Source organism: Dyadobacter psychrotolerans (genome assembly GCF_004349265.1).
Taxonomy (GTDB): Bacteria; Bacteroidota; Bacteroidia; order Cytophagales; family Spirosomataceae; genus Dyadobacter; species Dyadobacter psychrotolerans.
On the sequence record NZ_SMFL01000004.1, the window covers coordinates 576,672 to 602,144 of the forward strand.

A 25,473-nucleotide genomic window follows, 5' to 3' on the forward strand; every position below is an offset into this window, starting at 1 on the left:
GGTCGTAAGTGGGTTCTTAGTGAATATTGTCGTTGGCGGTGATGTGACTTGCACCATTCCAGCCGGCAGACAAATAGGTACGATATCCCTCGTTATCCACTCTATATAAATAATCACCATTGATCACGTATATGTTCCCGTCAAATCCTGTTAACTGGGCGCTGTTTGCCCAGGAATTGTAGTCAACCTGTGCAGAATAGCCATTCATCGGATAGATTTTGAACAGAAAGGTCTTGGTTAGAAACCACAATGTCTGATTTATTGCTGCCGTCTCCTTTACGCCCAGATATCCACTGGCGACAGCTACGTAAACGCCGGTTTCAGGTGTGACTCTGTAAAGAACATCTCCGCTAACTATATATAAGAATCCATAGCATGCACTCATGGAAGTTGCAGGAAGCCAGATTTGCCCGCCCACGTTGGTTGAAACACCCGTAGTTGTATTGATCCTCAATAAGTTGCCATTTTTGATAACATAGAGGTCACCTTTGTACATGGCCATTTGTTTGGTGCCGCTGTAGTCATGTGCAAGGGCCGTAACTTTTCCGTTAAATTTATTGGTTTTCCAAATATTGTCCACCCTCACTGCATAAATGAAGTTTGCATCGGAAGTAACCGCCTCTGTTCCACCCCACGCGCTTCCGATTTCTGTTTTCAGTCCGTTGCTTGCATTTACAGCATAAAGGCGGTCGTTCAACGTCACATACAGGTTTGCATACATTACCGTTATGCACCGGATATCCTGGGTAGATAAATGATCTCTTTGAACACCAAATATTTTTCCGTTTGCCAGAGTCATCGTTGCCTTACCATTATTCGAATACGCGTAAGGATCCAGCATCATAACAGATCCTATATCCATCACATCAAAATCGAAACCAGCAAGCCCTTTTGCCTGGTAAGTCTGGAAGTTATGCTGCGCTGCCGGCGCAACATTTGCAAGATTAATGTTAATGAACTGATCGCGGTCAGTACGGGTATGCTCGTGAAAAAGTCCAACGGTATGGCCAATTTCATGAAGTACATTTCCTGCTGTAAAGCCACCTCCCAACTCAATAAATTGTTGTCCGCCGATCATGCCAACGGATGAAGAAAAACCTCTGGCCGGTGTAAAAGTTACATAATTGGCCTGGGTGGTTCTTAGTACAAATTTCAGCGGGGTATTGTTTTGTACGTGCGTGATTGCCTGCTGAACAAGATCCTTATTTGAAAGTGCCCGGTCGATGGTGTAGTAAACAGTGTTATTTGTCCAGCGCTCTGTCGACAGACTGGTGCCTGTTGCTGCTTCGCGGGCTTTAGAGGCTTCACCTGCCAGCTGATCGGGTGTTAAAATAATATCTCCCTCAAAAACTGCCCGGCCATATACTTCCGAGTAGCTGATTGTTTGCCCAAAAAGCTTACCTTTTTTTAAAATTCCATAATCGCCCGGGTAAGCCTCTTCTGTTTTGATGTTATCTGACAGGTTTGGCGAAATACCCGGTTCGCCGTTTTGGTCTTCGATATTTTTGCAGGAAATCAGGTAAATTGAGGTTAATAAAACAAAGCTTATTCTGGCTAAAACATAAATCCTTTTCATGATTGCTGTGATTTAAAAGTTAATCTTGACAAGAACAGACGGTGGAATTGCTGTTGGTCAAAAGTAGGGCAGGGAGCCACGCTAACTTGAAACTAATCGGTGAAGGGCGCCAGTAAATCGCTGAATGTAATCTACGGGAGATTTTTGGGTAAAAAAACGGAAGTACTGACTGGAAATAGCCGGGCTTTGCATCGAATTATAAATACTCTTTTAATTGATAAGCTGATCATTTCCCTTTTACACTGTAAGCCAACAGCTAACCTGGAATCAAAATTTACTATTTACAAAACACCAAATAAGTTGATCAACACAACCATGGAAAGACGCTTGTAACATATCTTTGATTAAACAAATCACCAAAATGATGAAAACCAGGCTAACACTTTTATTAATGATCATTTGCGCCGCTTCTTGGGCACAGCTTCCGGCTGCGGATGAGGTAAAAACTTCAAAAGGCCCCTTGAAAATTCAGCCGCTCAACCACGCAACTTTGGCGCTGACCTGGAACGGCAAGACGATTTACGCGGACCCCTATGAAGGTGCTAAAACCTTTGAAGGTGTAGCTGCTCCGGATCTTGTTCTTATCACCGACATTCATGGTGATCACTTTGACCCGGCTACGCTGGAAGCACTTGATCTGTCGAAAGCAATACTTGTGGTACCGCAGGCAGTAGCGGATAAGATGTCTGAAAAATTAAAGTCCATGGTAGTGATCGTTAACAACGGACAGACCATCAATAAGCTGGGTATTTCTATTACGGCCATCCCGATGTATAACCTTCCCGAGGCGGCAGATGCAAAACACACAAAAGGGAGAGGAAATGGTTATGTCCTGAAAATGGGTGATAAAACCATTTATATCAGTGGGGACACAGCTGGCATTCCGGAAATGCGGTCGCTAAACAACATCGATGTTGCTTTCGTTTGTATGAATCTTCCCTATACGATGGATGTAACCGAAGCAGCTTCTGCGGTTCTTGACTTCAAACCTAAAATCGTTTATCCTTATCACTATCGCGGAGCAAACGGATTCAGCGACACGGAAGCTTTTAAGAAAACCGTGAATACCACCAACGCTTCCATTGATGTACGGTTGCGTAACTGGTATCCGAAAAAGTAACTTTGTCTAATTTGGGATCCAGCCTTATCAGGTTTTTTTGTTGAAAGCGAGACAGATTTATGGTCTTTGGCGAATAGAAATTATACCAGAATTTTAGTCAATCTTTTAACAAAAGAGACAAACAGGCTATTTGGAGGGCTATTTGTTCCTGAAATAAGCTATCTTGTCAGAACTTAATTTAACCATTCAACAACAAATATGGCTACGATCACTTTAAAAGACGATACTGAAATTTACTACAAAGACTGGGGAACTGGCCAACCGATTGTATTTCACCACGGCTGGCCATTATCGGGCGACGACTGGGATGCGCAAATGATGTTTTTCCTTGGCAAAGGATACCGGGTTATCGCCCACGACCGCAGAGGACATGGCAGATCTACCCAAACTTCCGGTGGTCATGACATGGATACTTACGCTGCCGACGTTGCAGAACTGACAGAGGCACTTGATTTGAAAAATGCCATTCATGTTGGCCATTCAACAGGTGGGGGAGAGGTAATTCGGTATGTTGCGAAATATGGCAAGGATCGTGTTGCAAAAGCGGTGTTAGTAAGTGCTGTTACGCCAATCATGGCTCAAACGGAAAGCAATCCGGATGGTATTCCAATGTCTGTATTTGATGAGATACGGGAAGGAACTGCTACGAAAAGGCCGCAATACTTTAAAGATTTCCCTGTGGCATTTTATGGTTATAACCGTGAAGGTGCCAAAGTTTCACAAGGGATTCAGGATAACTGGTGGCGTCAGGGAATGATGGGAGCAATTAATGCGCATACCGAATGTATCAAGGCTTTCTCGGAAACCGATTTTACCGAAGATCTGAAAAGTGTTGATGTGCCTGTATTGATCCTGCATGGTGAAGACGATCAGATTGTTCCTTTTGAGCTTACTGCTGTGAAAGCTGCGAAACTTGTTAAAAACGGAAAGCTTATTTCTTATCCGGGCTTCCCGCACGGAATGCCAACAACCGAAGCAGAAACGATCAACAAAGATCTTTTGGCTTTTATTGAAGCCTGATCATAGTATCTGAGAATTAAGAAAAAACAACCCTGTGCTGCTCGTTTGATTCCGGACGAGATAGCACAGGGTTTGTTATAATGATCCTATTTTATTGCAGCAATGGCGGCAGCATAATCAGGCTCCTGTCCAATTTCGGGAACCTGTTGCTCGTACACAATTTTACCTTCCGGATTCACAACAATCACCGCGCGGCTCAGCAATCCTTTCATGGGGCCATCCGCAATTTGCACTCCGTATTTGTTTCCAAAATCAGATCTGAAATCGGAAAGCATCACAACGTTATTAATTCCTTCTGCGCCGCAAAAGGCTTTTTGTGCAAACGGGAGGTCTTTGGAGATACACAGCACTGTTGTATTTTTCAGGCTCGCCGCATCTTCGTTGAATTTTCTTACAGACTTGGAACAAACGCCGGTATTTACGCTTGGGAAAATATTCATGATCACATATTTGCCCTTGAAATCTGACGAGGATTTATCTTTAAGGTCAACTCCGGTTAAAGTGAAATCCTTAATTTCTGTTCCAACCGCAGGTAATTTGCCAACTGTATGGATGGTTTTACCTCCCAATGTGATGGCTGTTCCTGCTGTCTGAGCAAAAATGTTAGTAGTGATCAAAAGCACGGCTGCTCCAATCAAAAGGATTTTAACGGTAGATAAAGTTTTTTCTAAGTTGGTCATGCAGTTATTTTTGGATAAAGTTGAATTTTCGAATTTACGAAGAAAACTGACACCAGTCTGCTGACTTTCCTACAAAGTCTCCAAGAATGAACGCTTGGTAATTATTCTTAAATTGACCTGTTTTACAACTAACTGACCCGAATCAAGCCAAAGCATTTTTATTGTATTTGCTTCGGTATTCTAGCGGAGACATGCCCGTAATTTTCCTGAATACTTCACGAAACGCTTTCACGTCCGAATAACCGACGTCGTACATTACTTCGTTAATCGTTTTGCGACTGGTTTCAAAAGCCTTTTTGGCTGACTCGATTTTTACACGCTGCGCATACTCACCGGGTGTGTTGCCGGTAGCTTTGATAAATCTTCTGTCGAAATTTCGTCGGCCAACCGCAAATTGTGACGATAGCGCTTCAACGGAGATTTTCTCTTCCAATTTGCTTTCAATATATGCCTGGGCTTTTTGGACCATATCATCCCCATGCAGTTTTTGTCCGGTGAATATGGTAAACTCCGACTGGCTCTGCCTGTCCAGTTCGATTTGAAATACTTTGGAACAAAAAATGGCGGTTTGTCTGTCGTAATATTTTTCTACCAGATAAATGACCAGATTCAAAAATGAATAGGCTCCGCCGTTTGTATAAATGCCATTCTCATCTGTGATCAGCTTATCTGTCTGAAGATTCACTTTGGGGAACATTGCTCTGAAAGTATCTGCAACTGCCCAGTGTGTGGAGCAGCTTTTTCCATCCAGCAGACCAGAGGATGCGAGCATAAAAGCACCGGTGCAGATACTCGCTATTTCTGCTCCTTGTTTGTACTGTTTTTCGATCCACTCAATAACTAATTTGTTCTCCTTCACCGCAGATTGAAAATTGTGGTTTAAAGAAGGAATAATGACCAGGCTGGTTTTTGCGATTGCTGTTATATGAGTGTGTGGCCTTACGGTAAAAAGACCTTCGTGAAAATCAATTTCCTTTGAAACTCCAGCCAGCTCGATCCTAAACAATTCCTTGCCGGATTTTTCTTTCCAGTAAGCATTTGCCCTTGTGAAGATTTTGTAAGTACCCACGATACTGCTGAGGTTATTCTCGCCATCGGGAACAATGATTGTTAGATGTTTCATGGAATTTTTAAACAAAGATAAAAAACCGACATGTCCAAATCAACCCGTCACATTGTCCATTTTGCACCGTATGAAAGTGATATTAGTAAAATACATTTGTCTTAAAATTAACTCAACCTTAAAGATTAACTGACTCGTTTTCTTTAAGTATGCTGATATGCTTGTGTTTTTAAACCTTTAACTGCCAACAAAATATGACTGGACAGGATTTTACTACCACACTGCTGGTAGACCAAACACCAAATCAGGCTTTCGCTGCTATCAGTAATGTCCGCCGATGGTGGTCAGAAGAAATTAAGGGCTGTACGGAAAAGCTTCACGACGAATTTGCTTATCATTATGAAGATGTGCATCGCTGCAAAATGAAGCTAATTGAAGTTATCGCTGATAGAAAAATGGTTTGGCTTGTATTGGAAAATTACTTCAAGTTCACAAAGGATGAAAGCGAATGGAGCGGTACCAAAATTATTTTTGACCTATCGGAAAAGGACGGAAAAACGCAGATACGATTTACACATGAAGGCCTGGTTCCGGAGTATGAATGTTTCGAGATCTGCCGGGATGCCTGGACGACTTATATTCAAATCAGCCTGAGAAATCTCATCACCACCGGAAAGGGCCAACCAAACGCGACAGGAATGCCACAGACAGAAAATGAGAAAAAAATCAGTGTCAATGGATGAGGCTTTATTTCAGGTTAGGATGGCTCACCTGGAGTAAAGCCGTAATAAAATTGCAGGATATCTTTTTTGGCTACAACAACCATAGATTCGGCTACTTCTGTTTGGCTGGTGCGGCACAACTTTGCATCATCAAAAAAACAGAAACAAAATGAAAATCACATTAACAGGATCACTAGGACACATAGGAAAACCGCTGGTAAAGGAGCTGGTTCAAAAAGGACATGCTGTAACCGTAATCAGCAGCAACCCGGGAAAACAAAAGGAAATTGAGACGGAAGGAGCTGTCGCTGCAATTGGTTCTATGGAAGACACTTATTTTCTCGCGTCCGCTTTCTCCGGCGCAGATGCAGTGTACACAATGGTGCCTCCTGGCAACTATTTTGACCTGAATATTGATTTGCTGGCACATTATCACAACATCGGCAACAACTATGCGCAGGCCATTAAGCGTTCGGGTGTAAAGCATTTGGTTAACCTCAGTACAATTGGAGGAAATTTGGAGAAAGGCAGCGGAATATTACGCGGCGCACATGATGTAGAGCAAATACTAAACGCACTGCCATCAGACGTAACCATTACCCATATGCGTCCCACCTCATTCTACTATAATTTATATGGTTATGCCAGCATGATAAAGGATTTGGGTTACATCGCAGCAAATTATGGCGACACAGGCATACCCTGGGTTTCTCCGATTGACATTGCTGCGGCCATAGCAGATGAACTATTGTCAGTAGCATCAGGCAGAAAAGTTCGTTACGTAGCCAGCGAAGAGCTCACTGGTCAGCAGACTGCCAAAATTTTAGGCACAGCCATCGGAAAACCTGATCTGCAATGGATCGTCATTTCTGATGAAGAAACCCTGGCTGGTCTGAAAGCGATTGGGATGAATCCAAAAATTGCAGCGGGTCTGGTTGAAATGTATGGGGCTTTACAAACCGGATTACTTGCCGAAGATTATCATCTTGACAAGCCGGCAGAAATGGGAAAAGTAAAACTGGCGGATTTTGCTTTGGAATTTGCAGAAGCATTCAAATGAACACTCGTGCAACTTTGTGTTTTTAGTGGCAAAAATGAGAAAATCACCTAAGGCATGACATTGGCATGAACGAGATAATCAGTACATTGTAATATGGCAAATATGGAACCTTACCGTCTCAGGACGATATCTGAATGGCATCAGTTCAGGTACTTACCAAAACCTGAGCACCCGTTAATCAGCGTGGTCAATTTTGCGGACGTAAAACGGCTGCGTGAGGATGAACCCAGGAGTATTGTAAATGAATTTTACTCCATCGCGCTTAAAAGAAGTCCCAACGCAAAAATGAAATATGGTCAGCAGGAATATGACTTTGAAGAAGGCGTTATGTTTTTTATTTCACCGGGGCAGGTTTTTTCCATCGAGGCCGAAGGGGATATAAAGCATACGGGATGGTCGTTGCTCATCCATCCGGATTTTCTTTGGAATACACCTCTGGCTCAAAAAATAAAACAATACGAGTATTTTAGTTATTCGGTTCATGAAGCCCTGCATCTTTCGGAAAAAGAGGAAACGATGATTGCGGGAATCATTCAAAATATTGAACAGGAATATCATTCAAACATTGATAAGTTTAGCCAGGATGTAATTATCGCTCAGCTGGAATTACTATTTACCTATGCAGAAAGGTTTTATCAGCGCCAGTTCATCACCAGGAAAATCACCAACCATGCTATCCTCAACCGTCTGGAAAGTATTTTGAAAGATTACTTTAACAGTGATTCGCTGGCAAAGAAGGGATTGCCGACCGTTCAGTACGTCGCTGAAACTTTAAACCTTTCACCGAATTATTTAAGCGGTCTTCTGAAGGTACTGACCGGACAAAGTACGCAACAGCATATCCATGATAAACTGATAGAAAAGGCAAAAGAACAGCTGTCTGTTACGGGTTTATCTGTAAGTGAAATTGCATATGAACTGGGTTTTGAGCATCCTCAGTCTTTCAGCAAACTGTTTAAAACCAAAACCAATCTTTCTCCGCTGGAATTCAGACAATCGTTTAATTAAGTCTGGCTGGTACCTAAAAAATAAATTGACCTACATTCCTGGAAAATATTGGAATGTTTATTTACTTTGTAATACAAAGTACTTTATTTTGTTTCAATTTAAATCCGAAAGACCATGACACAGCAAAACGAATTGACCAACGGGCTTCATCCGGCTCCCCTTAATAAAAGGATGTTGAAGGGTGCAGGCATTGCCTTGATTTTAATCACAGCGTTTCTTCTTTCCGCGGGAGAATCAAACCCGGCCTGGCCAAAATTCTGGATGATCAGACCGCTCGTAATTGTTCCGCTGGCAGGTGCGGTAGGAGGTGCCGTTTATTACAATCTGGATTGTCTGCGTTATCAGGGTGGCTGGAAAAAGGTCCTGGCTAACGTATTAAGTCTGGTTATATACATCATAGGCCTGTGGATGGGTACTATTTTAGGTTTGGACGGTACGATGTGGGATTGATCTATGTAGGAATATTATATACAATTTTAAAAAATGTGAACGGCTGAACTCGGGAAACTTTCCGGCTTCAGCTGTTTTGTTTTTTATGGGGTGATGTCCGGAAGTGGTTACCATTTTTCAGGTTTTTCGTATCAATACGACAAATTTCTTTCGAATAAAATAGCGGTAAAAATGACATGCCTTTTGATGGCGCATTGATCTGGAAAGAACAGATTATGCAATGTGAAGGTATTACCGCATATTTGCGAAATATTGCACAACTACAAAAAACACCACAACTGAAAACGAACGTTAAATGAGTTCAAAACATAATGAAAAGGCCTCTGCTGCGGGCCTTCTGGTTGCCCTTGGTATCATCTTTGGTGATATCGGTACATCTCCACTTTACGCGATGCAGGCTATCATCGGTAATGCCCCCATCGCACTTGACGTCGTGTATGGTTCGGTGTCCTGTATTTTCTGGACATTAACTTTACAAACCACCGTTAAGTACGTCATTTTGATTCTGCGGGCTGACAACAATGGTGAAGGCGGTATTCTTGCACTCTATGCTTTGGTGCGGAAAAATGCTAAATGGCTCACTGTGCCTGCCATCATTGGCGCCAGTACGCTGCTTGCCGACGGTATCATTACTCCGCCCATTTCAGTGTCATCCGCCGTTGAAGGTTTGCGGATTTTGTATCCGCACATTCAGACCATTCCAATTGTCATTGGGATACTCACGCTGCTTTTTGTAATTCAGATATTCGGAACGACCATCGTTGGCCGCGCTTTTGGTCCGGTGATGCTGATCTGGTTTTTAATGCTGCTGGTGCTGGGCCTTTCTCAGGTACTTTATCATCCCGAAATATTCAAAGCATTCAATCCTTATTACGCGTATGAGCTTCTGGCAAAACATCCGGGGGGCTTTTGGTTGCTGGGATCTGTTTTCCTTTGTACAACCGGAGCGGAGGCACTGTATTCTGATTTGGGACATTGCGGCCGGGGAAATATTCGGATCAGTTGGATTTACGTTAAGACATGCCTGGTTATCAACTACTTTGGGCAGGGAGCTTGGCTTGCCATGCATGTAGGCGAAACACTGAACGGCCGTAAACCTTTCTACGAAATCATGCCCGACTGGTGGCTTCTGCCGGGAATCTGCGTTGCTACGATGGCCACAATCATTGCAAGTCAGGCGCTGATCAGCGGCTCATTTACCCTTATCTCGGAAGCAATCCGATTAAATCTTTGGCCAAAGGTTCGTCTGGTGTATCCCAGCAACCAGAAAGGACAGCTTTATGTACCAAGTGTAAACTGGCTTTTATGGGCTGGCTGTATCGGAATCGTGCTTTACTTTAAAGAATCGTCTCACATGGAGGCTGCGTATGGTCTGGCCATCACGCTGACGATGATTATGACTACGCTTTTATTTTCTTATTACCTTTTTGTTCATAAGATCAATAAAATTTGGGTTGGTGCTTTTATGGTCGTTTACCTCGCGATTGAAGGATCTTTTCTTGCCGCAAATCTTTTGAAATTTGCACATGGAGGCTGGGTTTCGCTTTTGCTTGCGATCATCATTGCGGATCTGATGGCCATGTGGCTCAGAGCCAACGTGATCAAGTTAAGACTGACCGAATTTGTAGATCTGGACAAACACATTCCTTCGCTTAAAGAGCTTAGCAATGATATTAGCATTCCAAAATATGCAACCCATCTGATCTTTATGTCCAATGCCGCAGGCGACAATGAGATTGAGAGCAAAATCATTTATTCTATATTCCAAAAGCGTCCAAAGCGTGCTGACATTTTCTGGTTTGTCCATGTGGAGACTACCGACGAGCCCTACACAATGGATTATCATGTAAATGTGGTGGCGGAAGATGATGTAATTAAAATCAATTTCATTCTCGGCTTTCGTGTTGAGCAGCGCATCAATATGTTTTTAAGAAACGTGGTCGAAGATATGGTGCGGAATAAAGAGGTAGACATCACCAGCCGGTACGAGTCTTTAAACCGCCAGAATATTACCGGCGACTTCCGTTTTGTAGTTCTTGAACGATATCTGTCTGTTGAAAATGATCTTCCCTGGCATGAAGAATTCATTATGAAGTTTTACTTTGCTGTCAAAAGTATTACCAATACGGAGTCTCAATGGTTTGGATTGGACAACAGTTCAGTGAAGGTAGAGAAAGTGCCTCTGGTTCTAAATACCAGCAAACAGATTAGGATGCGAAGGGTTTATATGTAAAGTGTTTTAAACAGGCTAAAAGTTATAGTTAGCAATGCCAAATTAAGAAAGCATGAAAACTGGCGGACTAAACATCAGTTTTCATGCTTTTTACGTTTCGTTAAAACTTATAAAAATAGGCAGTGTGCAGGATAATTTGATTGAAGTAACTTTTGGACAAAAGTTATCTCTTATTTGATTTTTAAATCCTGACGCGTTTTGTTAAAATAAACATTATCAAAACCCAGCCGTTCAAATTCCTTTAAATCTTCCGACAGGATGTCTTTAAACTTCTTTTTGTCAGAGCGTTTTTTATTCTTGTACTTTTGAAATATCTGAAGAGCCTGATCATACTTGTTCGTCAGGAGATAATAATTTCCAAGGTTAGCAAGCAGAGAAAGATCTTCCGGATTTTTACCCAGTCCGGTTGTTATATTTTTTCGGGCGTCTTCAAACAAGCCAAGGCGAAGCTGGTTATAAGCGAGCCCATTGTAATTTTGCCAGGAATTAGCGCCCAATATAATGAGCTCGTTGTATGAACGCACTGCACCTGCGTACTCTTTTGTAATTTCCTGGCCTTTAACCAACTCGGTAATTTCCTGAATTCTTTTTTCTTTACCGGAAATACCCGAAGAATCGCTTTCCTGCAGACAGCGTTTCATTGCTTCCTGTAATACATCAGTTCTTTTTGAATCTGATAAAGCCAGATAAAAAGAGGGTTTATAAGAGGTGCTTACTTTGCTTTTAGCGCAATTACACGCCTTTTCCGCCTCAGCATCTTTAACACTGAATTTGTTAAGACAGTCATCATAAATGGAAGAAATGTTTTTTGTCGACCAGATATCCCTGTATTCTTTAGAAGATACAATTGCCACGACATCCACCGATACAGCTACGCCTTCAGTCACACTGGGATTCCGCAAGCAAAGCGATAAGTCGTTTCTAATGATTGGGATTTGGAAAACTCCGTTTCGGCTGTTCTGTGCGGTACCTTCGCTGTAAAACGTCGGAACATTAACAGCGTACATGCCCACAAGGTCTTTTCGTTCAAATTGTTTCAGGCCGTTCGCATCAGTTAGGTAAACGTCAACTGCGCCGCTGCCGGTGGGCTTGATGAGCTGACTGACAATATTGGTAACAAGGCCCGCGCTGATTAAATTAAGTGCACCGTCTGTGATCAACTTTGCGATCTGCATTTGCAAACCGGAGCCCGGGACATGTTGTTTTGCATTGTTGGTTGTCACCGTTGTAAAGGAATAATACCAGGCCACGGTATTGGCCGGCAGTCTGATCGGGACGACAATTCTGTTTTTTCCACCCAGCCTTGCTTTACTGTTTAAATAAATGGTCTGACCTTTTACCAGACTTTTTTCTTTTAAAACCGTCGTGGTGGACTGCCCTTGTGACAAGAACGTATTGAAGATTACAATCAGAAGAAGGGATATTCTTTTTATCATTAGTCAAATGGTGCCTTAATTATCCTGCAAATATCGCGAAAATATACCTGTGAATGGAATGCCTTAGACGTTCCTGCTAATACCTGGCAATCTCGGTCTTTCCTTGTTATCTTTTCAAGGCAATTTTATTTTGGATACAGATACTGGCAGAGGTCAAACCACCTCCAAATCCTGCGAAAATGATGATATCATCCGGTTTTACCTTTCCTGATTTCAAACCGTTGAACCAGGCAATTGGAATCGAGGCTGCTGAGGTGTTGCCGTAATTTCTGATACTTTCCAGACACTTTTCAATTGGGAAATCCAGAGTTTCACATACAGCTTCCAATATTCGCAGATTGGCGCTATGAGGGATCAGCCAGTCAACTTTGTCAAGTTTCCTTTCATTTAACTCTGAGAGTTCCCTGATCTTTTCTACCAGCGTTGAAACGGCCCATTTGAATACCGCACGGCCATTTTGGTGTATTTTATTGTCACCTGTGATCTTCTGGCCATTAATTGCAGCGGGCAGATTTGACAGATAGAGGTTTTGACCCAGTATACCTTCCGTTTCGGTGATACTCTGAAATATATGATTTTCAGCACTTGCCTCAACAATAACTGCACCGGCACCGTCCCCAAACAGGATACATGAGGTTCTGTCTTCGAGGTTGATGACTTTTGAAAGCGTTTCAGCACCAATAATCAGTACTTTTTTATTAGCTCCTGATGCGATCAGTCCCTTTGCGAGAATGATCCCATACACAAATCCGGCACACGCTGCCGAAATATCCATGCAGCCCGCTTTACTGATATTGAAGCTGGCTTGCACCTGGCTGGCAACACTTGGCATTGTATAATCGGGTGTACTGGTAGCAACAATGATAAAATCTACATTCGAAACGTCTGCGTCATTATTTTCTATCAAATTCTTAACCGCTTTTATGCAGAGATCACTGGTAAACTCATCCTCTTTTGCAAAATAACGGTTAATGATTCCGGTTCTCTGTCGGATCCACGTGTCGTTGGTATCAAGAATTTTTTCAAAATATGAATTATCAATTTTGGTATCAGGTACATAAATACCTATCGCACTGATTGTAGCACTCATTTTATTTAACGTTCATTAAAATATATTCTGAAAAAAGGAATTCACTCATCAATCGGAGGATCCAATTCTGACTTTTAAGAAAAAGTTGAAAACCGGTCAGAGATTTGATTGATAGCCCTTTTTAAAATGGATTTGTCGTTATAGAGCTTCATAAGCATAATGCTTCCCTGAAGTTTTTGAATATCGTCAAACGCGGTTTGTTCTAAATCAGTTGTTAATGATATTTCAGTATACAGATGGCCCAGTGCGTTTTTCCATTGGTTGAAAAAATCACGTATGATCGGCTCGAAATAGGGTTCTTTACCTACTGTTTCCAACAAGGTATTACCGAAAAGACACCCATAGCCGTTCTCAGAATGCAGACCCCAAACAAAGCCCAACATCTTTTTTATTCTTTCCGAAGGCTTGATGGATCCATCCATTGAAACATCAAACACATTCTTTTGGATTCTGCCTGAAAAGAAAATCAGGCATTGGTTCATCAAATCTCTCTTATCGGTAAAGTAGTAGTAGAAGTGAGACTTTTCTATTTCACAGGCCTTAGCCAAATCTGAAAAGCTGGTATGATAGTATCCATTTCTCAAAAACACTTCGGCGGACTTTACTATTAGGTCTTCTTTGCAGGTTTGAACTTTGGGCATGCCGTAAAGGTAGAAAATTTTATTTAACGTTCGTTAAAATAAAATTAAGCAAGAACGTCTCTATCACTCAGGTGTCCGATTGATGAATAACAAAATCTTCCGGTACCTCAATCTGAGAAAAGCAATCATCACATCTTAAATGATAAGCTCGTTACATTAATAATTTTGCTTCCAATAAAAAAATCCGAAGATGATCAGCACAGCCAATTCCATCAGCAACCAATACAATTGTTTAATATAAAATCCATCCAGCGCAAAACCTATTAATCTTGCTATGATAATACCAAGTGTTAGAGATACTAATAGTGCTATAACTGTCAGTCCCCGGGAAGTCCAATCATTATAAAATACCATGAATCCACCAAAGCCAATCACAAATCCCCATTTTACTCTTTTTTCTATCATCACGTACCCATCAATTGTTGCTGGAAACCTGAAAAACAAATCGGGCCGGATTGCGAGGATAAAACCTGCTGTTAACAAAATACCGCCTGATATTTTTATTAGTAAATTCATAGAGGTAAAAATCGGAAAATATTACAAAGGGTAAGTTTCCGGATTGCGGTTAGTTGTATCCAAACCGGTGGGAAGGTTTGATTCAGTATGATCGCCAGTGAAAAGGGCTTGGAGAGGTTACTTTTTTAAATTCTTGTATTCTTCATCGCTCACCGGCTGTAACCAGGTAACGCGCCCTTTTGTCGCGTTAGGTGTAACGGCGATCTGGACAAAACCGGTTTCAGGCGAAGCGCCGTGCCAATGGGGTGTATCAGCAGCACATTTAACGGAATCACCTTTTCGCAGGATCCGGATGGGCTTACCTTTTTCCTGATAATAACCAATGCCATCGATGGCAATCAGTGCCTGGCCGCCTCCGTGTGTGTGCCATTTGGTTCTGGCTCCCGGCTCAAAGGTTACACTGGCAACGGGGATATTGAAGGTGCTGTCAGATTCTATCAGCGAATGTACCCATGCAGTTCCTGTAAAATTTACAGCTGGTGCTTTCGAACCCTTTGGAAAAATAGATTGCGTATCAGGTGATGAATTTGTTTTCTCTTGAGCACTGGCCGAAATAACCGTCAGGATAAAAACGGCCAATAGCTGTGTAATAAATAAGTTTGTCTCTTTTTTCATAGGTAGCGATGAGTTATTCGCAGTTAGCCACGGCGGAGCTATTAGCTATCAGCTAACTGCTGGTCATATTTTTAATTCAAATCACTAAGTATCCTGTATTCATTCGGTGATTGACCGACGCGTTGTTTAAATACCCTGCTGAAATGCTGCGGATATTTAAATCCAAGTTCAAATGCGATTTCGTTAATCGTTTTGCTGCCGTCAAATATGCGCTCTTTCGCTGCCTCAATAACTTTGTGTTGGACATATTCCTGAGCAGATTGACCCGTCTCTTTTTTAATCAGGTCTCCAAAATATTTTGGAGATAAATTTAGTTCGCTCGCGCAGTAAGCTACCGACGGCAGGCCGATTGTCTGCGGCTTATCAGAGGTGAAATAGCTGCTTAAAAGCGTCTCAAATTTAGCCAGAACGCCCTTATGAACTACGTCGCGGGTAAGAAACTGGCGATCATAAAAACGGATGCAGTAATCGAGAAACAGCTCGATGTTTGAAACAATAAGTTTCCTGCTGTGTTTATCTATCGAATGTTCCAGTTCATATCTGATCTTACCGAGGCAATCCATAACGATCTGTGTCTCGCGCTGTGAGAGATGCAGCGCTTCATTTACCTGATAACCAAAAAATGAAAATTCGTGCATCCTTGAGTTCAAAGGCGTACCATGCAGCAGATCAGGGTGAAAAGCCAGGGCATGACCTTTGGGCTGATACAGTTCTCCGTCATTTTCTACTGTGAAGACTTGTCCGGGTGCCATGAAAACGAGCGTGCCTTCCTGGTAATCGTAATATTCTTTGCCGTATTTAAGATCACCGCAAATGACCTCTTTTAAAAAGACGCCGTAACATCCCATGTACTGGCTAGCCTTGCGTCGGGGACTGGCCGTCGCCAAATCGATCACAGTTACAAGCGGATGCAAAGTCTCCTGCTGATTAAATATATTGTATTGACTTACTGTATCGAACCGAATTAAATCTTCCATAATCTGATTTCATTTTACTGACGCTAAATTACAATATCAGAGATGTGTTTGTTAACAAGGGCATCCAAATCAGGAATATTGGTAGACATTTCAGGAATCTGTATACCATCGGTGCCAGTGAAAGGGAGGAACTTTGTATCCATAACAAAATCTGAAAATCTATGCAGACCAAAACATTCATAAAATCATTTCTTAAAGCATCAATACTGGGATTGTGTTTTCTCTTATTCAATATTGAAATTTCAGAGGCGCAAACTCCTGCTAGAGTGGAACAACAAATCATCTCGCTTTCAAAAGACAAATGGCAATGGATGTCCGACAAAAACGTGGACAAACTGGCTCAGCTTTTTGACGATAAGGCAAAATTTGTTCACATGAGCGGAACCTGGAAAAAGGGTGAGGAGCTCGAAATCATAAAAACCGGAAGCATCTGGTACAAAAGAGCCGACGTACACGATGTGGTAGTAGAACTCTTTGATGATACAGCCATCATCTGGTCTCGCATTACGTTGTCTGCAATGGTTCGGGGTACTGAGGCCAATACGGAGTTCACAGTGACTGAGGTCTACAAAAAGAAAGGTAAAAACTGGAAAATGCTTGCCCTGACATTCAGCAGTGTACGCGACACCCATGTAATTAAGCATTAAGTAATTAAACCATATAATGTCAAGACAATGAAAGCAATCAACAAACACAATTGGTTAAAGACTAGCTTGGTAGTCTTCATTGTTGGCTTAGGTCTTATGCTGGTTGACGGACAAGCCGGCTTTGCCCAGACCACAAACGCAGGTACGTCTTCCGGAAACAGCTCCATTGCAGGCCAGGAAATCCTTGATCTTTCAAAAGACAAATGGCAATGGATGTCGGACAAGAATGTGGAGAAGCTGAATGCTCTTTTCAATGAAAAATCCGTGTTTGTTCACATGGGAGGAAGCTGGGGTAAAAGCCGGGAATTGGACGTTATCAAATCGGGCAATATTTGGTATAAAAAGGCAACAGTGCATTCGGCTTCCGTAAATTTCATTGGTAGTACGGCTATCCTTTTAAATGATATTGATCTGGTGGCGGTGGTTGGCGGAAACGAAGTGATTAATCCGTTCATGGTAACTGAGGTTTACGTTAAAGAAAATGGAAAATGGACGATGGGATCACTCTCTTTCTCAAAGCTGGCCAGACCGGTTAAATAGTGTTTTCAGATAGATAGAAGATCGCTTTAGGTCGCGATCCCTGACTTTTTAATGTCAAGCTCATCATATTGAAACGTATAAAAATGAAAACAACAATCTTTATGATACACTTGTTATTGATGTTTATTTGTCTGATTTCCGCATGCTCCACTACCCAGACAGAGCGTGTGGAAGCGGCAACCAGTTCCGACATTGATCCAAATAAGACTTTGATTGTGTATTTGTCCCGGACAAACAATACAAAGGCTATTGCGGAAATGATACAAAAGACCGTGGGAGGCAAATTGGTAGCCGTTGAATTGCAGACTCCGTATCCGGAGAATTATCAGGCAACTGTCGCACAGGTGGCAAAAGAAAATGAAACGGGTTTTATGCCGCTTTTAAAAACAAAGATCGACAGCATTCAAAAATATGATGTGGTTTTTATTGGCTTTCCAACCTGGGGCATGCAGTTACCTCCGCCTATGAAAAGTTTTTTGAAACAATATAATCTAACCGGAAAGACTATAATTCCGTTTAATTCAAATGGAGGTTATGGCATCGGGAGTACCTTCGAAACGGTAAAGCAGCTTTGCCCTGACAGCCGTGTGCTGGAAGGTTATTCGACCCGGGGCGGATTGGAGAGAGATGGTCAATTATTGATGATTAAAGAAGAAAAGGCAAAACAGACGGAGACAGAGATTGAGAATTGGTTGCAAAAACTTAAAATAATATGAATCTTATTAAGCTGGTAATTGTGATTTTGGCATTGCTCTCGTTTGAAGTGAACGCCGGAGTTAGAGCCGTGAATGTTTGATTTTTATACTAACTTATTTGAATAACGTCAGTTGACCAACCTCCATACACCTAAATTTGAAGCACCCTGAGATAAAAGTATATACCTGACAGTCAGGCATAATTTTTATGACAATATAACTTTAAATACTACTCACCATGACGAAGATCACATTAAACATTAACAAGAAGGAGTATCCGCTGGAAGCCGATCCTCAAATGCCGCTTTTATGGGCCATACGGGATTTGGCTGGTTTGAAAGGTACCAAATATGGCTGCGGCGTTGCACAATGTGGCGCCTGCGTGGTTCATTTAAACGGGGAAGCAGTTCGCTCCTGCGTTACCAAGGTAAGCCGCGCTGTCGGCAAGCAGGTTGTAACAATCGAAGGTTTATCTGAAACAAATTCCCATCCTGTACAAAAGGCCTGGCAGGATATCGATGTGCCACAATGCGGCTATTGCCATTCAGGACAAATCATGTCCGCCGTGGTTTTACTCCGTGAAAAACCCGATCCGACTGATCAGGATATTGATGATGCCATGGCTGGTAATATCTGCCGGTGTGGTACGTATCTGCGTATCCGCGCTGCTATACATCTGGCCGCAGAAACGCAAAAGAAAACGGCTCCTCAGGGTTAATTCATCCATCTCAATCTGACATTATGAAGCAAAATAACAAGGCTGGAAAAGGAAAGCTTTTCTCAGTTCAGGCGGCAGCGGCACCGGCCGCCGCATTCCTGACCATACTCATTTTTATCGTTTCAGTGGGTGCATCTGCGTTCCGGAAAGACGATGCGCCTGTAAAAGAAATCAGGCTCATCGCGATCAACCGTGATAGTGTAGAGTCTGTTAAGGCATTTGAAACGGTTTACAAGGTGCTGATGAGCCCTCGGTGTATGAACTGCCATCCTGCAGGTGATATTCCATTGCAAGGAGATGATAGTCATTTACATGCAATGGCTCCCAAGCGCGGCGTCGAAGGCAAGGGTGTTTACGCGATGAAATGTTCGAACTGCCATCAGGATACCAATACGCCGGGACTTCATACGCCTCCCGGAAATCCCGAGTGGCACTTGCCGCCGGCTGCTATGAAAATGGTTTTTCAGGGAAAAAGTCCACACGAGCTTGCCAGGCAACTGATTGACAAAAAACAGAATGGCAACAAAGACATCAAAAAGCTGATAGAACATGCTGATGATGGTCTGGTACTCGCAGGCTGGAATCCGGGAGAAGGCAGGACTTTGCCGCCCGTAAGCCATGCTGATTTTAAAAAAGCATGGTTGACATGGATTAAAAAAGGTGCCTATGCGCCTAAAAAGTAACACCTCATCAACGACATCATGGACAATCAAACAGTATCAAGAAGAAATTTTTTGAAAACATCGGCCGTAACGGGTGCTGTGTTTTCACTTGGCTTTTACTGGCCGGGTAATGCCAAATCTGCAAAGGTTATCAATGCCGCCGAAGCCAATAAATTTGGAGTGGAAATGAATTCCTGGGTGCATATTGATGCCTCAGGCAAGGTAACTATTTTCGATCACCGCGCCGAGATGGGGCAGGGCTCGTACCAGGCAGTTCCGCAGATCGTTGCCGAAGAGCTGGAAGTAAACCTCAATGAAATCAATGTGGTTTTTGCCCAGGGCGATGCAAAGAAGTATGGCAACCAAGTTACCGGCGGTAGTTCTACGGTGCGCGGTTCATATAAAAACCTTTTGAAACTCAGTGCCACCGCGCGCGAAATGCTGATTCAGGCAGCGGCGAAAAAATGGAATGTCCCCAAACTGGAATGTTATGCTGAGGGCGGAGACGTCATTCACAAACCCTCCGGTAAAAAGTTGCATTACGGTCAACTTGTTGAAGCAGCATCAAAACTGGAAGCGCCGAAAGACGTAGTTTTGAAAAAACGCTCAGAATACAAACTGATCGGAAAACCATTACGGAGGCTGGATACACCCCTTAAAACAAATGGTGTCGCCGTTTTTGGATTGGACAAGCAGATTCCAGGCATGATGTACGCCGCGGTTGAACGTAATCCAAGACTAAGAGGAAAAGTGAAAAGCTTTGACGACAGCAAAACCAGACTGATACCAGGCGTCAAAAATGTTTTTAAGGTCAAAATGGGTGTTTTTAATACCTACCGTGAAGGCGTAGCCGTAGTGGCAGATTCCACCTGGGCAGCTATTCAGGGCAAAAAGGCGTTAAAAGTAGAGTGGGACGATACCGGATTTGAGCATCTGGATACGGAAGAAATTTACAAACGTCAGGCGGAAGCACTGCAAACGCAGGAAGGTTTGCCGTTTAAAAAGCAGGGTGAACCAAATGAAGTTATAGCAAAAGCATCTAAAAAAATAGATGTAATTTACGAAACGCCATATCAGTATCACGCTGCAATGGAGCCGCTTAACTGCGTAGCCCATTATCAGGATGACAAGCTGGAAATCTGGGGACCTATCCAGGCACCGGAATGGGTGCAGGATTACATCAGTAAAGAAATGTCGATCCCAAAAGAAAAGGTGATTGTGAATATGACTTTTCTGGGAGGAGGTTTTGGCCGGAAAGCATTTATGGATTATCCGCATGAAGCTTCTGTAATCTCAAAAGAAATAAAAGCACCGGTACAGGTTGTGTGGACAAGGGAGGATGATGCTACACAGGGACCATTCCGCCCGGGAATTACCTACCGCTGCGAAGGGGTGATCAAAGATGGCGGGATAGATGCTTTCAAGGTCAAACTGGCCGGGCAAAATAATAACCACTGGCGTGGAGGAAAAAAGGACGTACCTAACGGAAGCGCTTCGGAAGGATTTCTGAAGCCTTACACCGAATCGATCAAAAACCTGGCGATCATGGACATTCCGTTTGAGACGCCGATTCCAACCATGTGGTGGCGGTCTGTATATGCATCTACGAACGGGTTTGCTTTTGAAAGTTTTCTGGACGAACTGGCACACGAAGCAGGAAAAGATCCGCTGGATTTCAGACGAGTTTATTTGAAGGAAGAACGTCTGCAAAAACTGATTGATAAAGTTGAAGAAGTTTCCGGCTGGAAAAGCAGGGCAAAGGGTGCAGGCTACGGGGTCGCTATTACTGAATGTTTCTCTAGTACTGTGGCGCAGGTTGTGAAGGTTTCAAAGGCACCGGGGGGCGGTGTAAAAGTTGATAAAGTTTGGGCAGTAATGGATTGTGGCTGGTACGTAAATCCCGATACGATCAAAGCGCAGATTGAAGGCTCGATAGTAATGGCGCTTGGCGCCGCGACGATCCATCAGGTTAAATTCAAGGATGGTATGGCAGTTGACAATAATTTCAGCACGTATCAAATGCCACGTATCAACGACATTCCGCCTATCGATATCCACATCATGGACAATGACGAAGATGCCGGCGGAGTAGGAGAGCCTGGTTTACCTCCATTTGCTCCGGCGCTGACAAATGCGATTTTTGACTTGACTGGTAAGCGGATAAGGAAATTGCCGTTTAATTTGGGGATGGTGTAGGTTTAGTTGCCACTGTACACAGTTCTAGAAAAAGCCGTTTCTTTTGGAGGAATGGCTTTTTCTAGAACTGTGTATTCGTGTTAAAACCTATTGAATCAGGCATTTGTTTAACTTTTCGAAAACTCTTAGATAGTTAATTCTCACAAAGTTCTTTCAACTTGTCGAGTGCTTTTGGGTAAGACTCGTTCATGTAATCAACAAAATCTTCTGTGGTGTCTAAGTCAACAGTAACGGTTGTAGCCCCATTGTTATCTTCAAAAGTGTAGTTTTCAAATCCATTTGCCCATTTTTCGACTTCTGGTCCTTCTGTAATTTCCTTGTCAGCTTGTAACAGGCCGTAATGCTGAGTTGAAACAGATTGGTTGGGAATATTTTCAGCTATCCTGGAAACCATACCTCCCTTTTCACCTTTCTCATCTACGCCAATAAACAGGATTTTACTTCCCTTGTCCCATTTTCCCTCATAGGTAGATGTCGGGTTAAACATGGCAGTCCAGTGCTCATACGTTGATTTACTGGTGATGCCAAGCATTAGATCATATACCTTGGCCACGGTTGCATTGATGTGTATTTTGAATTGTAGCTTTTTCATGATTTATTGATTTAGGTTATTGATCATTGTAGAAAGGGGTTTTCCAATAACCCGCTTCATGAAATAATTCATCCGATTTTTTATTATAAAATTAAGAAAGTTTGCGTCTTTTTGGAAAGAGGTTCAGCTGATTTATGAATCACTTAATTTTCGGATCGTATATCTGCAACCCTGGCCTATGTAATCACCAGACAAATGCGCCAAGCTGTTCAAAATATCAGATTACTATGATTGTGAAGCTCGACGGTCTCAGCGAAGTTTCAGGTTGGGTAGTTTAGGTACAATCTTTTACTGAATGAGAAATATTTAGCTAATAACTACTTGCCGAAAATGCAGACAGGTTGGTAGCTTTTATATACACTTCACATCTCTATCACGCACACCCGAGCTGGTAACCGAATTGTTTTACCGGTGTAAAAAAAGTTGGATGGATTTTCGAACCGACAGAAAGTACCGAAGATCAGGTATTACCAGCGCTAAAAGTGCTATCGCTTTTTTAGTCAGATCAAATTAATTCAGAAATAGAACAAACTCCGGATTTATTTTTAATATTAGCAGATGAATCAGATCAACTAAACAATTTTCCAAAAGAACATGAAAACAAAACACTACATCTTCCTGATGCTTATTACAATCAGTATGTTCTCGCTTGCAGCGCGAAAAGCTTTCATTGCTGATGACCTGGTTGGCACCTGGAAATACATGATCAGTGACGTTCCGACTGAGTACCAGACGGGATCTCTGGTTTTTGAACAAAAGGATAATAAAATGACCGGGTACACGGAGGGCACTGCAAAAAACGAGATGAAAGAATTGACTGTTGATCAGGGTAAGGTAACGTTTACAACGGAAGCCCAGGGCAGCGCATTTAAGTATACCCTGATGCAAAAAGGCGATACGCTAACCGGAATGATCGCATCTCAATACGGTGATTTTGCAATAAGGGCGATCAGACAGGGAAAATAGGGACTTTAAAAGCTCATTACCTTCCAAAGGTCTCTGCCAGTTTTTTAAAATTTGTTCGACCAAAGGAGCTAATATAACGCATTGACTATCGATACTGGCTGATAGTTAATGCGTTTTTTTGAATAGGAAGTTGACACGGACGATGTGTATGATACTTAAAAGATATTTAGTCAGACAGTGCTTTCTACAATTTAAAGTATCATTTAAATAATCTTCAGCCGCTCTTCTTCCAAATCGATTTGATACAGTTGTTGGCGGATCATGTCTTCGTCAATTTTTGGATCCTTATTAAGTTCTGTCAGATACTGCCGTTGGCTTTCCAGTAATTCCACAAAAATGACTTTTGTTTTTAAATTCATCCAGCTATCGTCATTGGCTTTCGCTCTTTCTTCCCATTGCTTCAGGAATTTTTCCATACCGCTATGACCGTTTAGCTCTGTTTCATATTTATTTTTCAGAAACTGGTAAACATGTTCTTTCAAGCCCTGTTTCATTTTTTGTTTGGTCAGTTCTTCGGATTCTTCTTCTATTACACCTTCAAACAATCGCGTACGTCTTATGAAAATTGGTAGCGTAAGTCCTTGTACCAGAAGTGTTAACAGGATGACAATGAAGGTAATAAACAGAATCAGGTTCCTTTGCGGGAAAGGTGCGCCGTTGTCTAAGGTAATGGGTATGGCCAGAGCCGCTGCCAGTGAAACGACTCCGCGCATACCCGTCCAGCCAAGAAGCATGGGCATTAGCCATCTTCGTTTGTTGGAACTCGCACGTGGCATTACGCCAGGGCGAAAAATGTAGGTAGCAATTAAAGCGGCGTAAGAACTGATGACCCGGGCAGCAACCAGAACTCCTGTAATCAATACACCCGAGCAGATAGCGGTCCATAACGGAATGCCCTTGTCGCGCAGACCTTCTACAATTTCGGGAAGTTCGAGCCCAATGATCAGAAATACAAAGCCATTTAATATAAATACAAAACTATCCCAGACACTGGAGCTCTGAATACGGCTGGTGCTATTAAAAAAGATGAGCCGTTTTGATGACAAGAACAAACCGCCGCATACAACGGCCAAAACTCCTGAACAATGAAACTGTTCTGCAAGCCAATACATAAAATAGGGTTCGATAATAGTTAATGCTATGTTGGACGGCGCATCGAGTGGAAGGCGCTTATGTATTTGTACGAAAATCCATGCAAGAAGCAAACCAATTCCAGCGCCACCGATTATCATCCAAACAAAAGTGAGGGCAGCTTCCTGCCAGAAAAACTGCCCGGTTCCAACGGCAATCAATGCAAACCTGAAAATAATCAGCGAAGATGCATCATTAAGGAGGCTCTCACCTTCCAGAATGGCCGACGTAGTTTTAGGGATTTTTACAAACCTGGTGATAGCACCGGTACTTATCGCATCCGGCGGCGAAACGATTCCACCTAATAAAAATCCGAGCGCAATCGTAAATCCCGGAATAAAATGATGAGCGACAATTGCTACAGACAAAGCAGTAAAAAACACAACCAGAAAGGCGAAACTACCAATAATCCGCCACCACCTTTTCATTTCTTTGAATGAGATGTTCCAGGAAGCCTCAAACAGGAGTGGCGGTAAAAAGATAAAAAAGATAAGATCCGGATTTATCCGTACCATGGGCAGCCCCGGAACGAAACCAATAAGCAGTCCGGCCACAACCAGCAGAATCGGATAGGCGATCTTTAATTTGTTGGCCAGTGTGTTGAGAAGCACAATGGCGGCAATCATTGCAAGCAGAAAGGGTAAATAGGTGTGCATCGAAAATCAGTATATAATTCCTTCAATTAATAGAAATGAAGATCAGGCAGGATCTTTATGGCAGAAGGTTATCAAGGCAGCGTATACCATTTAGAACTTCTTCATTTTGCGAAAATAAGCTTTTTGCGAATATTTAATTGGATTTGAAAATGTTAAAGATTTTAGGATTATCTATCAGTTTGGTTTTGATAGAAAATGAAGACTGTGGACTGTTTTAATTTTTTGTTTGTTTTCCTTAATTCTGCCGTACTGGCATGTCGTAATTTTGTACTTATAATTTCATCCGTAGCTGGAATCTGTTTTGAAAAGGGAATATTAGGCAAAAGTTGACTGGAAGTTAGAGCGCTGAAACGCGAATCTGCTGATCAGTTTGAAATGCATAAGACTTCATTTTTTCGCATTACTTCACTATTTCTAGAATTATTGGAAAGACAATTTACCATGTAATCCGTTGATAATCAGA

General features: G+C 42.4%; 25 protein-coding genes. 14 read left to right on the plus strand and 11 right to left on the minus strand.

The features are described from left to right. Positions 1-16: 16 nt before the first annotated feature. The gene (locus tag E0F88_RS14085; protein WP_131958888.1) at positions 17-1,576 is read right to left on the minus strand and encodes a M12 family metallopeptidase; all 1,560 of its coding nucleotides are present in this window, start codon (positions 1,574-1,576) and stop codon (positions 17-19) included. A gap of 364 nt (positions 1,577-1,940) precedes the next feature. Between E0F88_RS14085 and E0F88_RS14090 the strand changes: the two genes are divergently transcribed. Next, the gene (locus E0F88_RS14090) at positions 1,941-2,696 is read left to right on the plus strand and encodes an MBL fold metallo-hydrolase (protein WP_131958988.1); all 756 of its coding nucleotides are present in this window, start codon (positions 1,941-1,943) and stop codon (positions 2,694-2,696) included. A 198-nt stretch (positions 2,697-2,894) separates the two neighbouring features. Further along, entirely contained in the window at positions 2,895-3,716 is an 822-nt protein-coding gene (locus E0F88_RS14095) for an alpha/beta fold hydrolase (RefSeq protein ID WP_131958889.1), read from the plus strand. Between the two features lie 86 nt (positions 3,717-3,802). On the opposite strand, the gene tpx is transcribed toward E0F88_RS14095, so the two are convergent. Beyond that, on the minus strand, positions 3,803-4,396 hold the full coding sequence (gene tpx, locus E0F88_RS14100) for a thiol peroxidase (RefSeq protein WP_131958890.1): 594 nt from the start codon (positions 4,394-4,396) through the stop codon (positions 3,803-3,805). Positions 4,397-4,538: 142 nt separating this feature from the next. Next, positions 4,539-5,519 (minus strand): GlxA family transcriptional regulator, encoded by a 981-nt coding sequence (locus E0F88_RS14105; protein ID WP_131958891.1) that lies wholly within the window; start codon positions 5,517-5,519, stop codon positions 4,539-4,541. Positions 5,520-5,713: 194 nt separating this feature from the next. Here E0F88_RS14105 and E0F88_RS14110 point away from each other — a divergent pair, with 194 nt between their 5' ends. The 5 genes from E0F88_RS14110 to E0F88_RS14130 all read left to right on the plus strand — a co-directional run bounded on the left by E0F88_RS14110 (position 5,714) and on the right by E0F88_RS14130 (position 10,932). Then, positions 5,714-6,202: an SRPBCC family protein gene (locus E0F88_RS14110; RefSeq protein WP_131958892.1), complete on the plus strand. Its 489-nt coding sequence runs from the start codon at positions 5,714-5,716 to the stop codon at positions 6,200-6,202. A gap of 148 nt (positions 6,203-6,350) precedes the next feature. After that, positions 6,351-7,241 (plus strand): SDR family oxidoreductase, encoded by an 891-nt coding sequence (locus tag E0F88_RS14115; RefSeq protein WP_131958893.1) that lies wholly within the window; start codon positions 6,351-6,353, stop codon positions 7,239-7,241. Positions 7,242-7,334: 93 nt separating this feature from the next. Continuing rightward, positions 7,335-8,249, plus strand: a complete 915-nt coding sequence (locus E0F88_RS14120) for a helix-turn-helix domain-containing protein (protein WP_131958894.1) — start codon at positions 7,335-7,337, stop codon at positions 8,247-8,249. A 114-nt stretch (positions 8,250-8,363) separates the two neighbouring features. After that, positions 8,364-8,699, plus strand: coding sequence for a potassium transporter KefB (locus E0F88_RS14125; RefSeq protein WP_131958895.1), 336 nt, complete (start codon positions 8,364-8,366; stop codon positions 8,697-8,699). A 295-nt stretch (positions 8,700-8,994) separates the two neighbouring features. Continuing rightward, positions 8,995-10,932 (plus strand): KUP/HAK/KT family potassium transporter, encoded by a 1,938-nt coding sequence (locus tag E0F88_RS14130; RefSeq protein ID WP_131958896.1) that lies wholly within the window; start codon positions 8,995-8,997, stop codon positions 10,930-10,932. 170 nt (positions 10,933-11,102) lie between these two features. Here the strand turns inward: E0F88_RS14130 and E0F88_RS14135 are convergent, their stop codons facing one another. The 6 genes from E0F88_RS14135 to E0F88_RS14160 all read right to left on the minus strand — a co-directional run bounded on the left by E0F88_RS14135 (position 11,103) and on the right by E0F88_RS14160 (position 16,207). Continuing rightward, positions 11,103-12,368, minus strand: coding sequence for a tetratricopeptide repeat protein (locus tag E0F88_RS14135; protein ID WP_131958897.1), 1,266 nt, complete (start codon positions 12,366-12,368; stop codon positions 11,103-11,105). Positions 12,369-12,474: 106 nt separating this feature from the next. Continuing rightward, positions 12,475-13,458: a ketoacyl-ACP synthase III gene (locus E0F88_RS14140; protein ID WP_131958898.1), complete on the minus strand. Its 984-nt coding sequence runs from the start codon at positions 13,456-13,458 to the stop codon at positions 12,475-12,477. A 74-nt stretch (positions 13,459-13,532) separates the two neighbouring features. Next, on the minus strand, positions 13,533-14,099 hold the full coding sequence (locus E0F88_RS14145; protein ID WP_131958899.1) for a TetR/AcrR family transcriptional regulator: 567 nt from the start codon (positions 14,097-14,099) through the stop codon (positions 13,533-13,535). Between the two features lie 156 nt (positions 14,100-14,255). Then, entirely contained in the window at positions 14,256-14,615 is a 360-nt protein-coding gene (locus E0F88_RS14150; RefSeq protein ID WP_131958900.1) for a hypothetical protein, read from the minus strand. Positions 14,616-14,732: 117 nt separating this feature from the next. Further along, a complete protein-coding gene (locus tag E0F88_RS14155; protein ID WP_131958901.1) occupies positions 14,733-15,230 on the minus strand; it encodes a cupin domain-containing protein in 498 nt (165 codons plus the stop codon). A 71-nt stretch (positions 15,231-15,301) separates the two neighbouring features. Next, a complete protein-coding gene (locus tag E0F88_RS14160) occupies positions 15,302-16,207 on the minus strand; it encodes a helix-turn-helix domain-containing protein (protein ID WP_131958902.1) in 906 nt (301 codons plus the stop codon). 161 nt (positions 16,208-16,368) lie between these two features. Between E0F88_RS14160 and E0F88_RS14165 the strand changes: the two genes are divergently transcribed. The 6 genes from E0F88_RS14165 to E0F88_RS14190 all read left to right on the plus strand — a co-directional run bounded on the left by E0F88_RS14165 (position 16,369) and on the right by E0F88_RS14190 (position 21,665). Further along, positions 16,369-16,854 carry a nuclear transport factor 2 family protein gene (locus E0F88_RS14165; RefSeq protein ID WP_131958903.1) on the plus strand — a complete coding sequence of 162 codons (486 nt, stop codon included), beginning with the start codon at positions 16,369-16,371 and terminating at the stop codon, positions 16,852-16,854. A gap of 27 nt (positions 16,855-16,881) precedes the next feature. Continuing rightward, positions 16,882-17,394, plus strand: coding sequence for a nuclear transport factor 2 family protein (locus E0F88_RS14170; RefSeq protein WP_131958904.1), 513 nt, complete (start codon positions 16,882-16,884; stop codon positions 17,392-17,394). Positions 17,395-17,477: 83 nt separating this feature from the next. Beyond that, positions 17,478-18,110, plus strand: a complete 633-nt coding sequence (locus E0F88_RS14175; RefSeq protein WP_131958905.1) for a flavodoxin family protein — start codon at positions 17,478-17,480, stop codon at positions 18,108-18,110. A gap of 217 nt (positions 18,111-18,327) precedes the next feature. Continuing rightward, positions 18,328-18,807 (plus strand): (2Fe-2S)-binding protein, encoded by a 480-nt coding sequence (locus E0F88_RS14180; protein ID WP_131958906.1) that lies wholly within the window; start codon positions 18,328-18,330, stop codon positions 18,805-18,807. A gap of 23 nt (positions 18,808-18,830) precedes the next feature. Further along, positions 18,831-19,490, plus strand: coding sequence for a hypothetical protein (locus tag E0F88_RS14185; RefSeq protein ID WP_131958907.1), 660 nt, complete (start codon positions 18,831-18,833; stop codon positions 19,488-19,490). An 18-nt stretch (positions 19,491-19,508) separates the two neighbouring features. Next, positions 19,509-21,665: a molybdopterin cofactor-binding domain-containing protein gene (locus E0F88_RS14190; protein ID WP_131958908.1), complete on the plus strand. Its 2,157-nt coding sequence runs from the start codon at positions 19,509-19,511 to the stop codon at positions 21,663-21,665. Between the two features lie 133 nt (positions 21,666-21,798). Here E0F88_RS14190 and E0F88_RS14195 read toward each other — a convergent pair whose 3' ends face one another. Next, on the minus strand, positions 21,799-22,257 hold the full coding sequence (locus E0F88_RS14195; RefSeq protein ID WP_131958909.1) for an SRPBCC family protein: 459 nt from the start codon (positions 22,255-22,257) through the stop codon (positions 21,799-21,801). A gap of 594 nt (positions 22,258-22,851) precedes the next feature. Here E0F88_RS14195 and E0F88_RS14200 point away from each other — a divergent pair. Continuing rightward, positions 22,852-23,223, plus strand: a complete 372-nt coding sequence (locus tag E0F88_RS14200; protein WP_131958910.1) for a hypothetical protein — start codon at positions 22,852-22,854, stop codon at positions 23,221-23,223. A gap of 203 nt (positions 23,224-23,426) precedes the next feature. Here E0F88_RS14200 and E0F88_RS14205 read toward each other — a convergent pair whose 3' ends face one another. Further along, positions 23,427-25,010 (minus strand): Na+/H+ antiporter, encoded by a 1,584-nt coding sequence (locus E0F88_RS14205; RefSeq protein WP_131958911.1) that lies wholly within the window; start codon positions 25,008-25,010, stop codon positions 23,427-23,429. Between the last annotated feature and the right edge of the window lie 463 nt (positions 25,011-25,473).